This window comes from Microbacterium sp. IO18, assembly GCF_049099505.1.
GTDB lineage: Bacteria > Actinomycetota > Actinomycetes > Actinomycetales > Microbacteriaceae > Microbacterium > Microbacterium aurugineum.
The window spans coordinates 1,610,593-1,623,224 of the sequence record NZ_JBMJAF010000001.1 but is presented as its reverse complement, the minus strand read 5'-3'; the positions used below and the strand labels follow the sequence as shown (position 1 = coordinate 1,623,224).

At 65.4% G+C, this 12,632-nt stretch carries 14 protein-coding genes and 1 pseudogene; 6 read left to right on the top strand and 9 right to left on the bottom strand.

Going from position 1 to position 12,632, the window contains the following annotated elements; genetic code table 11:
• Nucleotides 1-9: 9 nt before the first annotated feature.
• The 3 genes from ACLF6J_RS07860 to ACLF6J_RS07850 all read right to left on the bottom strand — a co-directional run bounded on the left by ACLF6J_RS07860 (nt 10) and on the right by ACLF6J_RS07850 (nt 2,206).
• Nucleotides 10-996 (bottom strand): flavin-containing monooxygenase, encoded by a 987-nt coding sequence (locus tag ACLF6J_RS07860; protein ID WP_029259134.1) that lies wholly within the window; start codon nt 994-996, stop codon nt 10-12.
• Nucleotides 996-1,661 carry a DsbA family protein gene (locus tag ACLF6J_RS07855; protein ID WP_134352971.1) on the bottom strand — a complete coding sequence of 222 codons (666 nt, stop codon included), beginning with the start codon at nt 1,659-1,661 and terminating at the stop codon, nt 996-998. Before ACLF6J_RS07855 ends, ACLF6J_RS07860 begins: the two co-directional genes overlap by 1 nt.
• 71 nt (nt 1,662-1,732) lie before the next feature.
• The gene (locus ACLF6J_RS07850; RefSeq protein ID WP_029259136.1) at nt 1,733-2,206 is read right to left on the bottom strand and encodes a hypothetical protein; all 474 of its coding nucleotides are present in this window, start codon (nt 2,204-2,206) and stop codon (nt 1,733-1,735) included.
• Between the two features lie 312 nt (nt 2,207-2,518).
• Between ACLF6J_RS07850 and ACLF6J_RS07845 the strand changes: the two are divergent.
• Nucleotides 2,519-2,737: pseudogene (locus ACLF6J_RS07845) on the top strand (CoA-disulfide reductase); the annotation flags it as partial.
• A gap of 81 nt (nt 2,738-2,818) precedes the next feature.
• Here ACLF6J_RS07845 and ACLF6J_RS07840 read toward each other — a convergent pair.
• From ACLF6J_RS07840 to ACLF6J_RS07815, 6 genes are all read right to left on the bottom strand, one after another.
• Nucleotides 2,819-3,685, bottom strand: a complete 867-nt coding sequence (locus ACLF6J_RS07840) for a F510_1955 family glycosylhydrolase (RefSeq protein WP_045278977.1) — start codon at nt 3,683-3,685, stop codon at nt 2,819-2,821.
• Nucleotides 3,686-3,745: 60 nt separating this feature from the next.
• Nucleotides 3,746-4,345, bottom strand: coding sequence for a DUF305 domain-containing protein (locus ACLF6J_RS07835; RefSeq protein WP_029259139.1), 600 nt, complete (start codon nt 4,343-4,345; stop codon nt 3,746-3,748).
• Between the two features lie 85 nt (nt 4,346-4,430).
• Nucleotides 4,431-4,898, bottom strand: coding sequence for a DUF6153 family protein (locus ACLF6J_RS07830; protein WP_134352972.1), 468 nt, complete (start codon nt 4,896-4,898; stop codon nt 4,431-4,433).
• A 45-nt stretch (nt 4,899-4,943) separates the two neighbouring features.
• Entirely contained in the window at nt 4,944-7,055 is a 2,112-nt protein-coding gene (locus ACLF6J_RS07825; protein WP_200935185.1) for a heavy metal translocating P-type ATPase, read from the bottom strand.
• A 56-nt stretch (nt 7,056-7,111) separates the two neighbouring features.
• Nucleotides 7,112-7,435 (bottom strand): heavy-metal-associated domain-containing protein, encoded by a 324-nt coding sequence (locus ACLF6J_RS07820; protein ID WP_029259143.1) that lies wholly within the window; start codon nt 7,433-7,435, stop codon nt 7,112-7,114.
• Between the two features lie 31 nt (nt 7,436-7,466).
• On the bottom strand, nt 7,467-7,748 hold the full coding sequence (locus ACLF6J_RS07815) for a metal-sensitive transcriptional regulator (RefSeq protein WP_029259144.1): 282 nt from the start codon (nt 7,746-7,748) through the stop codon (nt 7,467-7,469).
• Between the two features lie 234 nt (nt 7,749-7,982).
• Here ACLF6J_RS07815 and cmtR point away from each other — a divergent pair, with 234 nt between their 5' ends.
• The 5 genes from cmtR to ACLF6J_RS07790 all read left to right on the top strand — a co-directional run bounded on the left by cmtR (nt 7,983) and on the right by ACLF6J_RS07790 (nt 12,565).
• A complete protein-coding gene (gene cmtR / locus ACLF6J_RS07810) occupies nt 7,983-8,342 on the top strand; it encodes a Cd(II)/Pb(II)-sensing metalloregulatory transcriptional regulator CmtR (RefSeq protein ID WP_134352973.1) in 360 nt (119 codons plus the stop codon).
• Nucleotides 8,339-10,255, top strand: coding sequence for a heavy metal translocating P-type ATPase (locus ACLF6J_RS07805; RefSeq protein WP_134352974.1), 1,917 nt, complete (start codon nt 8,339-8,341; stop codon nt 10,253-10,255). Before cmtR ends, ACLF6J_RS07805 begins: the two co-directional genes overlap by 4 nt.
• Nucleotides 10,255-10,863, top strand: coding sequence for a cadmium resistance transporter (locus ACLF6J_RS07800; protein WP_029259147.1), 609 nt, complete (start codon nt 10,255-10,257; stop codon nt 10,861-10,863). Before ACLF6J_RS07805 ends, ACLF6J_RS07800 begins: the two co-directional genes overlap by 1 nt.
• Nucleotides 10,860-11,393, top strand: coding sequence for a signal peptidase II (locus ACLF6J_RS07795; protein ID WP_244093594.1), 534 nt, complete (start codon nt 10,860-10,862; stop codon nt 11,391-11,393). The genes ACLF6J_RS07800 and ACLF6J_RS07795 overlap by 4 nt, the downstream gene beginning before the upstream one ends.
• A gap of 734 nt (nt 11,394-12,127) precedes the next feature.
• Nucleotides 12,128-12,565, top strand: coding sequence for a hypothetical protein (locus ACLF6J_RS07790; RefSeq protein WP_134352975.1), 438 nt, complete (start codon nt 12,128-12,130; stop codon nt 12,563-12,565).
• Nucleotides 12,566-12,632: the final 67 nt, after the last annotated feature.

Here is a 12,632-nt window from a genome sequence, read left to right as displayed (position 1 = left end):
GGTGCTCCTTTACGGCCGTCCAACGATGAGCCGGGCGACGGTCGCCGCATCGCGACTCGCCCCAGCGAGGGTGTCAGCGTCCGCGCGGGAGTATCGCGGCATGCCAACAGTGAACAGTCCGGGGATGCGTGCACTGACGTGCAATGGCTGCCCGGGCGGCTCCGAATCGGGCAGCCATGTGTCTGCCGGCCTGTATCCGGTCGCAAGGACCACGGAATACGGCTTCATGGACGCCCCATCGGCGAACATCACGGTGTCTCCGCGAATCTCCGTTACGGCGGCGGCATGAGTGACGTCTGTCGAAGCTACGCGGGGGCGTGCCTCGGACATCGGACCCTTACGCCGCAGCCTTGACCAGATGGGCCGCTCTGATACTCGTGAGGGTTCCGCTCGAGTGGAGAGGGTGACGTCGTGGGAGGACGCGAGTTCTTCAGCAATCTCCACTCCGCTGTATCCGCCGCCAACAACCAACACGGGGCCGGGGGGTACCTGCGCGGGGTAGAGGTACTGGCTGGAATGCAGCACAAAACCGGGTACTGCTAGTTCCTGGCGCCACCCCGGTATGCGCGGCACGGCGGCAGCTCCCGTTGCGCAGACCACATTTCGGGTTTGCACTTCCCCGGCGGAGGTCGACAGATGCAGCGTGGATCCGTCGCCCAACCGGTTGACTCCAAGAGCTCGTGTGCTCCACACGGTTTTCACACCGATGGCTTTCTCCACCGAAGACAGGTAGTCGGACATCTCATCCGCACTCGGATGACGGTCTTCATCGCCCGGGAAAGGGAACCCGCGGACGACACTGTGGCGTGCCGCACTGCGTAGTTTCATCGACTGCCGCCGTGTGACCCAGCTTCGTTGACCGGGGGGTGCAGAATCGATGATCACGAAGTCTTTCTGTGGCTCAAACCCGGAGGACCTGAGCGCGGCGGCTGTCGCCAATCCGGAGTGCCCGGCGCCAACGATGATGACGCGACGGTGCGATAGCGAATGCGCCATCATTCAGCACCGTTCACCGCGGCTTCAATGCTGTCCTCCAGATCGGTCCACGTCTCCAGTACGACAGGCTCCCCATCGATGAAGAACGAGGGGGTACTGCTGACACCGAGCTGCTCACCCTCGTCTAGATCAAATTGAACCCGTTCTGCTGTCGCAGGATCAGCGACAGCCTCATCGAACGCGGCCATGTCCAATCCGAGTTCCTCCGCAAACCCCCGGAACAGGTCCGCCCGCGACTCTTGAGCCTCACCCCATTGAGGCTGCGTCTCGAACAGGCGGTGATACATGTCTTCGAGGCGGCCCTGCTGCGCTGCGGCTTCGGCAGCGATCGCGGCGTTCTTCGAGTTGAGGTGACCCGGCAGCGGGAAGTAGCGGATCACGTAAGTGATCTCGCCATCGAACTTGCCGCGGAGATCCTCGACGAGGGGATAGAAAGCACCGCAGGCCTCGCACTCGAAATCGAGGAACTCGACAACCGTCACCGCCCCTTCCCCTCCGTCATCGAGGACATGCGAGTTCTCACGGACGACCTGTGGACCATCAGCGGGCCCCGTCTCGGGTGCGGCAGCTTGATTCTGATTGATGAGGACGAAGACCAGCGCGACGACCAGCAACACCACGGCAAAAGCCACGGTGACAAGTACCGCTTTCACGGAAGATTTCATAGACACTCCAAACACACACAACGAACGAGGACGACCAGTGGAGCGCCATCGAAAAGATGGCGCCGCCAGGGTCAGGTCCGCGACAGAGAAAGCTGTGTGAGAGAAGGAGGCAATGCGAACAGGCGCCCCGTCATGGCCGCCAGTGATGGTGCGCGCGGCAAACGTTCGCGAATGCGAGAAGAGGGGACGTGACGGAGGAAGGTCCGCGTGACGATGAGCACCAAGAAGCAGCAGATGATACCCAAGAGGCACCCGGCAACACCGATCATGATGTCGTTTGCTGTGTCCCCGGTCACGAATTGTTCGGCGGTCGCGCCGGCAACGCTTTCACCCGAACCCGCCGAGACATGGCCGGCGGAAGGCGTTCCTAGTGACGACGAGGATGTCGTGCTCAGATACGGAGTCGCGTCCGTCGCGTCACGGTGGCCGCCCGGCCATGCTCCGACAACGAGAAGAAGCGCCAGCCCGAGGGCTGTAATGATCTTCGTTATCAGGAAATCGTCGGCGCGGCTGGCGCAGTTGCGAGTGCGACCGTAGACGACCATGACCTCAGGATGCTACCAGCCCCACCAATCAAGATTCCTTGCGAACTCGTGAGCCACGCGCTGGTTCTACCGGCGAAACGAGGAAGTCTTGGGACGTCCGCTGAGCCAGCCCATCGCCCATTCAACTGGGCCAGTTCCGGCGAAGCGCCACCACAGCCAACCCACCACGATCATGCCCGGAACGATCACCAGCCAGCCCAAGTAGAAGTTCTCTGCAGAGCGGCCATACGCGTTACTCCAGAGCGCGATGAGGCCGCCATGCAGCAAGTACAGGGACAACGCCACCCGACCGCACGCGCACAGGGGAACAAAAGGGGTCTGCTGCTCGGCGCGCAGCTCGTCGGCACCCGCGGTGCGGAGATCTCCAAGCGCGTCGACACCTACGCCACGGCTCTGCACCACGGCATGACCGTCGCAACGATGAGTGACCTCGACCTCTCCTGCACGCCCCCGCTCGGCTCCCCATGGGACGCCGTGCAGCTCGCAACGCAGGCATGGGAGCGCCAAACTCGGACGAGCACTTTGGTGTAAGTAACCCCTGGGATCGGCTACCTCAGCCCAAGTCGTTGCTGCGATCCGAACCCGGGAAAGATTGTGACCGTTCGGGGCGGCCTAGCGGGGCAGCGCAGTGAGTCCGCTCTGATCGAAGACCAAGATGTCGCCGCCGTTCGTGATGGTGATCGCTTGTGCGGAGCCGTGGGTTGTGCCGGCGGGAACCCACTCCGCGCCTGATGCGGGTCTGACCCAGATCTGTCCGCCGTTGCCGACACCGACGAGGCGCTTGCTATCGGGTGAAGCGGCGAGGAGGTAGAGCAGCGGTGCATCGTTCACGGTGGTGAACGTGGCGCCCTCATCCGCGCTGACTTGCAGCCCGTCGGGTGTGGCGGCGAACAGTTGCCCTGCGGCGTCGATGGCGAGGTTGACCGCGACGACTTCCCCGGCGGGCGACCATGTCTGTCCGGTGTCGTCGCTGCGGAGCAGTTCGATGGAGTCTGACGCAAGCCCGTACAGGCTCTCGTCCGGGCCGGCGGCGAGAGCGTGGAAGTCCTTCTCTCCGGTGAGCGAGACCGGTGACCAGGATCGGGCGCTGTCGTCGCTTCGGATGATTCCGAGGTTGGGGGAACCGAGTTCGGGGGCAGTCGTTCGCCCGGGGTGTCCAGACGCGATGAGGGTATCCCCGATGGCGGTGAGGCCCATCGCGTCAAAGTCGGTGTTCTGGACGCGGTCGCCAATTTCGCCGTCAAGCGTGGCCGTGTAGATCCCGTCGTGGGCGCCCAGTAGGTAGCCGTCTCCTGAGGGGTCAGGCACGATCGCGTGGACGTGTTCGATGGTGGTGGCGTGGTCGTGTCCGGTGGTCGGCTCGGCAGGTGCTGTGCACCCGGCGAGCACGATGCTGGCCGCGATTGTCGTAGCGATCGTGAGTGCTCCGCGACGTCGCAGGCGGGAAGTAGGCAGGGTGAAGTTCTTGAGGGTTCGCATGATGGTGTCCGCAAACAGATCTATGGGTGGGGTGCGGGAGTCCCGCACCCCACCCGTGGATCACGGAGTTGCGAGGATCTCCTTCATGGTGGCGATCTCTTCCGTTTGCGTGTCGATGATGGTCTCGGCCAGTGCGACGGCGTCGCTGTTCTGACCGTTGTCGACTTCGTCTTGCGCCATGTCGACGGCACCCTCGTGGTGCTGGATCATCTGCTCGAGGAACAGACGCCCCGCATCGGGACCGGCGGCATCTTCGAGGGCCTGCATGTCCTCTTCGGACATCATGCCGCTGCCGTGATCCATGCCCTCCATGCTGTCCATCTCCGCGCCCCAGTCTTCGAGCCACTGGTCCATCTGCTGGATCTCGGGCTCCTGAGCGGCTTTGATTTCTTCGGCGAGAGAGACGACGCGCTCGTCAACGCCGTCCTTGCTGAGGAGGACGTCGGACATCTCGATGGCCTGTGCGTGGTGTTCCTTCATCATGCTGGCGAACATGATGTCGGCGTCATTCGCATCTGCTGTCTCTGCGGGCGCGGACGAGCTGCCGCCGTGGTCCATGCCTTCCATGCCGTTGTCGGATCCGGTGGTTCCCGCGCAGCCGGCGAGGGCGAGCAGTGCGGTGAGGGTGAGTGCGGCGATCGCCGCGGGTCGAATCTTCATGAGGGTTCTCCAAGGGTCAGTGATGGGGCCCGGCGGCTGCCGGTGCCCGAGTGTGCGTTGCCCGCCAGAGCGGGCTAGCGCGTGATCACGTGCGACTGATGCAGAGAACCGTGAGAGATGGAGGCGGGGGAAGGGCGTGAGCGCGGGCGGGCCCGCGTGTTGTCGCGGGCGCGCGGGTCGCAACCAAGAGGGTGTGCCGCCAGCCGAGCCCGATCCGCCTGAGAAGGACGGTGGCCACCAGGAGCGCGAGGACGCACGCCATCCACGTCATCGAATCTCCGGCCCCACACGTCGCGCATCCCGCCTCCTGTGTCGGCGCGGCTGGCACGAGGGCGGTCGCGGAGGCGTCGGGGTGATGGGCGGATACTTCGGCCTGAGTGCTGACGGTGACGGTGTCATGGTGACCGGCGGCCGTCGCATGCGAGTTGAAGGAGTGCATCGCCAGTAGGCCGGCGATAATGCCCACGGCGATCGCGAGGACGGCCAGGGCGGTGTGGGTGAGCGTGCGCGGTCCGCGCACCTGTTGTGAGACCTTGATCAGCGACATACTCACCTCCCGTTCCCCCCAGCCTACGTCCGTCGACCTAACTGTTTCTCGCTACTTACCGGCCACGGCGTCCGGGCGCAGATCCAGTCGGCGCAGCAGCTGCGCGTTGAGCGCGACGACGATGGTTGACAGGGACATCAGCAGCGCGCCCACGGACATCGGGAGCACGAACCCGATCGGGGCGAGCACTCCGGCGGCGAGGGGGACGGAGAGCAGGTTGTAGCCGGCGGCCCACCAGAGGTTCTGCTTCATCTTCCGGTAGCTGGCCCGCGACAGTTCGATCACCGAGAGCACCGACCGGGGGTCGTCGCTGGCGAGGATGACGCCCGCGGACGCGATCGCAACATCCGTCCCGGCGCCGATGGCGATGCCGACGTCGGCCTGCGCGAGCGCGGGGGCGTCGTTGACACCGTCTCCGACCATCGCGACCTTGCGCCCTTCGCCTTGCAGCTCTTTCACCTTCGAGGCCTTGTCTTCGGGTCGGACCCCGGCGAAGTACCGGTCGATGCCGAGCTCGCCCGCGACGGAGGCTGCGACCGCGTCGGCGTCACCGGTGATCATGACCACCTGCACGCCACGCTCGTGGAGGGCCTCGACGGCGTGACGCGACTCCGAGCGGATCTCATCCGCCAAGCGCAGGGCACCCGCGACCTGTCCGTCGACGAGCACGTGGAGGATGATCGCACCCTCACGGCGCCACTCGTCGGCGACCGGTAGCTCGGAGGCGTGTTCCTGCTCGAGCATGTACGGGCCACCGACCTGCACCACGCGCCCATCGACACGTGCACGGACCCCGACCGCCGGGGACGATTCGAAATCGGCTGACGAGGGGACCGTGAGGGTCTTCTCTTTCGCCGCGTTGACGATCGCGCGGGCGAGGGGGTGTTCGGAGTCTGCTTCCGCGGCCGCGGCCCAGGCCAGCAGCTGGTCAGGGTCGGTCCCGGAGACGGGGTCGATCGCGGTCACGGCGGGGGTGCCCTTGGTGAGCGTGCCGGTCTTGTCGAACAGGACGGTGTCGACGGTGCGCATGCTCTCCAGCGCGAGACGGTCCTTGATCAGCACGCCTCCGCGAGCGGCACGCTCGGTGGCGATCGACACGACGAGCGGGATCGCCAGACCGAGCGCGTGCGGGCAGGCGATCACCAGCACGGTGATCGTGCGGATCACGGCGGCGTCGGGCATGCCGACGATCGTCCAGACGATGGCGGTGATCGCGGCGGCGCCGAGCGCGAACCAGAACAGCCACCCGGCGGCCTTGTCTGCGAGCCGCTGCGCGCGCGAGGATGAATTCTGCGCTTCGGTCACCAGCTTTTGGATCCCCGCGAGAGCGGTGTCGTCGCCGATCGCGGTGATCTCGACCCGCACCCCGGAATCGGTGGCGACGGTGCCGGCGATGACCTGGTCGCCGTCGCTGCGGCGCACGGGCCGGGACTCGCCGGTGATCATCGACTCGTCCATGCTGGCCGAGCCCTGCACGATCCGCCCGTCAGCGGGCACCCGCCCGCCTGGGCGCACCACCACCACGTCACCCACCAGCAGATCGGACGGGGCGACCGTCACGGTCGTGTCGCCTTCGATCTTTTCCGCCTCGTCGGGCAGCAGTGCAGCGAGGGAATCCAGTGCTGAGGTGGTCTGTGCGAGGGAGCGCATCTCGATCCAGTGGCCGAGCAGCATGATCACGATCAGCAGCGCCAGCTCCCACCAGAAGTCCAGCTCATGATGGAGGAGGCCGAGGCTCGCGCCCCAGGATGCGAGGAACGCGACCGTGATCGCGAGGGCGATCAGGAGCATCATTCCGGGCTTGCGGGCACGAAGTTCACTCACCGCGCCGGTGAGGAACGGGGCCCCACCCCAGATGTACATGACCGTCCCGAGAACCGGGGACACCCACCCAACCCAGGCGGCTTCCGGCAACGGGTACCCGAGCAGCATCGAGAACATCCCCGAGAACCCGACAACCGGGACCGCAAGGACCAGCATGATCCAGAACAACCGCCGGAACTGGCCCACGTGATCGCCGTGGCCCGCGTGACCGCCGTGGCCCGCGTGACCTTGAGGAGCGCCGTGGTCGTGGCTCATCGCCGCGTGGTCATGCTGCGCCGTCGGCGCGGTGCCGGGATTCTCGTGTGCGATGTGATGGGTGTGCTCGTCGTGCTGGCTCATCAGAACTCCTTGTTCGATGCGCCCGGGGTCGAGCCGGGTGCGGACGGATAAGTGAATCAGGCCTGGCTGGTCGCGAGGCTGTAACCGGCCTCTTCGACCGCAGCCCTCACGGCAGCGGGATCGACAGGGGCTGCGCTGTGGATCGTCACGCGGGACGAGCCGCCGGCGTTCAGGTCGACAGCGACGAACGCGACACCGTCAAGCGCGCTCAGTTCCTCACTGACGCTCGACACACAGTGCGAGCACGTCATTCCCGTGACCAGTACCTCTTCCGAGACCGGGGCCGCCACAGGAGCGGATGCCTCGATGTTCGATGGGGCTGCGCAGCATGCGCAACCAGCGTTTGCGTCCTTCAGTCCGAGTTCGATGCGGTCAGTCATAGTGAATTTCTCCAGATCGTTAGACGTGTGGTTATGAACGGACCAGGCGAGCGATGGCGTCGTTAGCTTCGCGGACCTTCTCCGCCGCAACCTCGCCACCCTCAGCGCTTGCCTGAGCGACGCAATGGCTCAGATGGTCACCCAGGAGCGACAAGGCCACCGTTTCGAGCGCCTTCGTGGCCGCAGCGACCTGCGTCAGGATGTCGATGCAGTACTTGTCCTCATCGACCATCCGCGAGATACCTCGCACCTGACCCTCAACCCGACTCAATCGCTTGCGCAGATCCGCCTTGTTGTCGGTGTAACCGTTCATACCCACAACATACCCCCTGGGGGTATGTAACTCAACAGGCACCGGCCTATTCCCGAACGACAGCCTCCGGCTGCAGTTTCGCGGGACGATCGCTATCGAGCGCCCGGCGGCATGCGGCGTCGTCCACCACAGCAGGATCGCGCACCTCACGACTGGTTGACGCGGCGACGAACAGAACGCCATAACATTCGATCGAATTGATAACCAGTCAGCGGTCACTGTATAGTTCAGTGCATGCTGACCATTGCTTCCCGTCTTGATGTGATGAACCGACTCGGCCGGGCCATGGCTGATCCGACCCGTTCCCGGATCTTAATGACGTTGCTCGACGGACCGAGCTATCCCGCTGTGCTCTCGCGCGAACTGGAGCTGACGCGCTCGAACGTGTCGAACCACCTCACCTGTCTACGCGATTGCGGCATCGTCGTTGCCGAGCCGGAGGGCCGTCAGACCCGATACGAAATCGCCGACCCACACCTAGCTGCTGCCCTCGTCGCACTGGTGGACGTGACGCTGGCTGTCGACGAGCACGCCCCGTGCGTGGACTCGGCGTGCACGGTGGCGGGCTGCTGCGGAGCGGGAGCTGACGCGTGAGCGCGGCGTGTGGCTGCGAGCACGAGCCTGCCGCCACGGCGGGAGAGGAACACGAAGAGGCTGAGCGGCCCTGGTGGAAAGACCGCGGGATCATGGTGCCGATCTTCTCGGGTGTCGCGTTCCTGGGGGGTCTGATCCTCGAATGGTCCGGCTTCGAGATCCCGGCGTTGGTGCTGTTCTGGGTCGGACTACTGCTGGGTGCGTCGACGTTCACGCCGAGCGCGATCCGGAAACTATTCAAGGGCAAGCTCGGCATCGGGTTGCTGATGACGATCAGCGCGATCGGCGCAGTCATCCTCGGGTACGTGGAGGAGGCTGCAGCTCTGGCATTCTTGTACTCGATCGCTGAGGCGCTCGAGGACAAGGCGATGGACCGCGCCCGCGGCGGGCTAAGGGCACTGCTGAAGCTCGTGCCGGAAACAGCGACGGTGCTGCAGGGCGGCACCGTCGCGCAGGTACCGGCGAGAGAGTTGACGGTTGGCCAGGTCATGGTGGTCCGCCCGGGTGAGCGGATCGCGACCGATGGGATCGTGCGTTCTGGGCGCTCCAGCCTGGACACCTCGGCGATCACCGGGGAGTCGATCCCGGTCGAGGTCGAGCCCGGCGATGCGGTGTCGGCCGGCGCGATCAACAATGCCGGCGTGCTGGAGGTTGAGGCGACGGCTGCGGGTACCGATAACTCGCTCACGACGATCGTGGAGCTGGTCGAGAAAGCGCAGACCGAAAAGGGCGAGCGTGCCCGTCTCGCGGACAGGATCGCCCGTCCACTGGTGCCCGGCGTTCTGATCCTCGCGGCGCTTGTCGCGATCATCGGTTCGCTGCTGGGTGACCCCGAGGTGTGGATCACCCGCGCGCTCGTCGTGCTCGTCGCGGCCTCCCCGTGTGCGCTGGCGATCTCGGTGCCGCTGACGGTCGTCGCTGCGATCGGTGCCGCGAGCAAGTTCGGTGTGATCATCAAGTCCGGCGCCGTTTTCGAGCGCTTCGGTACGGTCCGGCACGTCGCCGTCGACAAGACCGGAACCCTTACCCGCAACGAACCCGTGGTCACCGCCGTGCTCACCGCGAACGGTGTAACCGAGGTCCAGGCGTTGGCGTGGGCGGCTGCGCTGGAGCAGCACAGCACACATCCTCTTGCCTCAGCGATCACCGCCGCAGCTCCGGGGACACCGGCAGCTGCAGATGTGACCGAGCAGGCCGGCCACGGTATTGACGGCACCGTCGACGGATCGAGAATCACCGTCGGCAGTCCCCGCTGGCTGGACGCCGGCGACCTCGTTGAGCGGGTCGCAACGCTGGAAGAGCAGGGCATGACCGTCGTCATCGTGCACCGAGACGGGTCACCGGTCGCCGCGATCGGCGTCCGCGACGAGCTGCGCCCTGAAGTCCCCCAGGTAGTCCGGACACTCACCGGCCAGGGCGTCGGGGTGACGATGCTCACCGGCGACAACGCCCGGACCGCTCGTGCACTGGCTGCGCAGGCCGGGATCAGCGATGTGCGAGCGGAGCTGCGCCCGGAGGACAAGGCGACCGCGATCGGGGAACTGTCGAAGGCGGGACCGGTCGCGATGATCGGCGATGGCATCAACGATGCCCCCGCCCTCGCTGGCGCAGACGTCGGCATCGCGATGGGCGCGACCGGCTCCGACGCAGCGATCGAATCCGCCGACGTGGCCTTCACCGGCCATGATCTACGCCTCATCCCGCGGGCGTTCGATCACGCCCGCCGCGGTCGACGGATCATCAACCAGAACATCATCCTGTCGCTGCTGATCATCACCGCCCTGCTCCCGCTCGCGCTCTTCGGCGTCCTGGGGCTCGCGGCTGTCGTCCTGGTCCACGAGGTCGCCGAGGTCATCGTGATCCTCAACGGCCTGCGGGCCGCCCGCACCCGCACGCCACGACTGGGACGCTGATGCTCGCCACCATTGGATCAGCGATCGGCCTGTTCGCGGCAACCAACATCGACGACATCGTCGTGCTCACCGTGCTTTTCCTCGCCTCCAGCCGAGGGAAACCCCGGCCGTGGCAGATCGTCGCAGGCCAGTACCTCGGGTTCATCACCCTCGTCGTCATCAGCGTGATCGCCGCGCTCGGCCTCACCATCGTCCCGGACGAATGGGTCGGCTTCCTTGGCCTGATCCCGCTCGGCATCGGCATCTGGACGCTCATTCGCGGCCTGCGCCGCAACGGCGATGACGATGACGACGACTCCAAGATCACCGCGGTCGGACTGTGGGGCGTCGCTGGTATCACGATCGCCAACGGGGCGGACAACATCTCCCTCTACACGCCGATCTTCCGCACCAGCACGCCCGGCGACGTCGCGATCATGATCGTCGTGTTCCTCATCCTCGTTGCCGTCTGGTGCGCGGCCGGCCGGCTCATCGGCACTAACAAGGCAGTCACCGAGGGGTTGGAGCGCGTCGAGCACTGGCTTGTACCGGCAGTTTTCATCGGTCTGGGCCTGTTCATCCTGATCGAATCCGGGGTCATCGTCCGTCTGATCGAGGTCCTCGCATGATCCCTTCCGAAACAGAAGCTCACCCGCCCGCTGTGCGCGAGCGGTCGTCGGCGCGGCGGTGGCAGCTCACTGGTGGAGCGCTCCTGATCGCCGTGATTGTCGTGTTGATTGATCAGGGAACGAAGGTGTGGGCTGAAGCGACCCTCACTGAGCGTGAGCGCATCCCGCTGATCGGTGACCTGTTGGGTTTGCAGCTCGCCTACAACCCCGGAGCGGCATTCTCCTTCGGGGAAAGCTTCACCTGGGTGTTCGCACTGCTAGCCGTCGCCGCCACCGTCACAGCAATCGTGTTCGCGTTCCGAGTACAACGCCTGGGGTGGGCAATTGTCATCGGCGCGCTCGGAGGAGCTGCCGCCTCACACGCAGGCGACCGCCTTTTCCGCGATCCGGGATTCGCCCGCGGACACGTCGTGGACTTTCTCGCCTACGGAAACTGGTTCATCGGGAACGTCGCCGACATCGTGATCTTCGCCGCAGCGATCACCGGAGCGCTCCTCATGATCCGCGCCGGCGATGAGACCACAAAGTAAACCCCTTGAGAAGCGGGGGACAACCCATCAACTTGCCCTCTACATCGGCGCTATTGCTCGAGGTGAAACGCGCATTCCGTGACATCTACGCTTATGGGCACGACGTGAGGAGGAGACATGGCGGCTGTGCGCCTGATCTACAAGCGGCCCGACGGTAAGTGGGCATGGAAGCTCACATCCCAGGGCCACGTCATCGCCACCGACGGGGGGCGAGGCTATAGAAACGAAGCGGATTGCCGACGCATCGCCGACGCCGTCACCGGGGGAGCCTTTGCCGACGCTAAGACGAGAGTTCTCAACTAGCTCACATCAGGCAGACATCCTCGGTGGCACTCAACGTGGGGCGTGCGCGAACTGCAGCATGTCCGATGAACTCGCCGCAAACGATCGTTTATGGCGGGTGCACCGAGTCGTCGGCCGACTACACGACACGACGGTCGCACACCTGCCAAAACCCCCTGCCGGAACCAGTTGCGCCGAAAAAGGTCCGCCCGACGTTTTAGGCAGGGTGGGAGCGAAACGCGATTACCGACAAGTTTCGTGAGACAACCGGCAGTTCCGGCAGCGCACTACCTACCCGTCTTTCCGGGGTGATCTGTCTCACTAACCGACAACCTTCGTGAGATCGGACAGAGGCTCGTTGTCTCTCCTATCTGCAGATCGCTGAGGACCAGCTGGCTGCAGGCGATCGATTGCGCGGGCCGGCTCCGCGGTCCGGCTACTAAGCTCACAGCGTGGACTCGGCTACGCCCTTCGATCAAGCCGCGTGGGTGGCGAACCAGAGAGCGGCCAAGCGGCGACGGGTGATGTGGACCGCGCTCATCGTCGCGGCAGCGCTGCTGGCATTGTTCTACGGCGGACGCGTCGCGTGGCTGACCGTGATGGCGACGGAAGGCGACGTGCCACCGGCGTCGTCGGTTCCGCTGCCGGAGGGGGCGGAGATCCTCGGCGACAGCATCGGCTGTGGAAGCGGCGGATGCTCGGTGACCTTCACCGTGCGACCTCCCTCGGGGCAGTCCCCGCAGGCGCTCGCAGAAGAGATGGGCGCCACCCCGCAGGTGTCGATACCCGGCACGTTCTGGGATCCTCGCACCGTCTGGGTGTCAGCGCGACCGGCGGGCAGCGTCCTGAACCTCGTCGTCGACTACTGGTCCACGGAGTGGATTCCGTAGAGCTCCGCGCTCACGACGCTCCCGCGAGATCGGACGAGATCCAGAAGCCGTCGAATCCGGGGCCGAG

What these genes read in the sequence shown, in the direction of transcription:
- ACLF6J_RS07860 (WP_029259134.1), bottom strand. Translation starts at nt 996, where the DNA reads ATGGCGCATTCGCTATCGCACCGTCGCGTCATCATCGTTGGCGCCGGG.
- ACLF6J_RS07825 (WP_200935185.1), bottom strand. Translation starts at nt 7,055, where the DNA reads ATGAGCCAGCACGACGAGCACACCCATCACATCGCACACGAGAATCCC.
- ACLF6J_RS07855 (WP_134352971.1), bottom strand. Translation starts at nt 1,661, where the DNA reads ATGAAATCTTCCGTGAAAGCGGTACTTGTCACCGTGGCTTTTGCCGTG.
- ACLF6J_RS07835 (WP_029259139.1), bottom strand. Translation starts at nt 4,345, where the DNA reads ATGAAGATTCGACCCGCGGCGATCGCCGCACTCACCCTCACCGCACTG.
- ACLF6J_RS07795 (WP_244093594.1), top strand. Translation starts at nt 10,860, where the DNA reads ATGATCCCTTCCGAAACAGAAGCTCACCCGCCCGCTGTGCGCGAGCGG.
- ACLF6J_RS07850 (WP_029259136.1), bottom strand. Translation starts at nt 2,206, where the DNA reads ATGGTCGTCTACGGTCGCACTCGCAACTGCGCCAGCCGCGCCGACGAT.
- ACLF6J_RS07815 (WP_029259144.1), bottom strand. Translation starts at nt 7,748, where the DNA reads ATGAACGGTTACACCGACAACAAGGCGGATCTGCGCAAGCGATTGAGT.
- ACLF6J_RS07840 (WP_045278977.1), bottom strand. Translation starts at nt 3,685, where the DNA reads ATGCGAACCCTCAAGAACTTCACCCTGCCTACTTCCCGCCTGCGACGT.
- ACLF6J_RS07820 (WP_029259143.1), bottom strand. Translation starts at nt 7,435, where the DNA reads ATGACTGACCGCATCGAACTCGGACTGAAGGACGCAAACGCTGGTTGC.
- cmtR (WP_134352973.1), top strand. Translation starts at nt 7,983, where the DNA reads ATGCTGACCATTGCTTCCCGTCTTGATGTGATGAACCGACTCGGCCGG.
- ACLF6J_RS07800 (WP_029259147.1), top strand. Translation starts at nt 10,255, where the DNA reads ATGCTCGCCACCATTGGATCAGCGATCGGCCTGTTCGCGGCAACCAAC.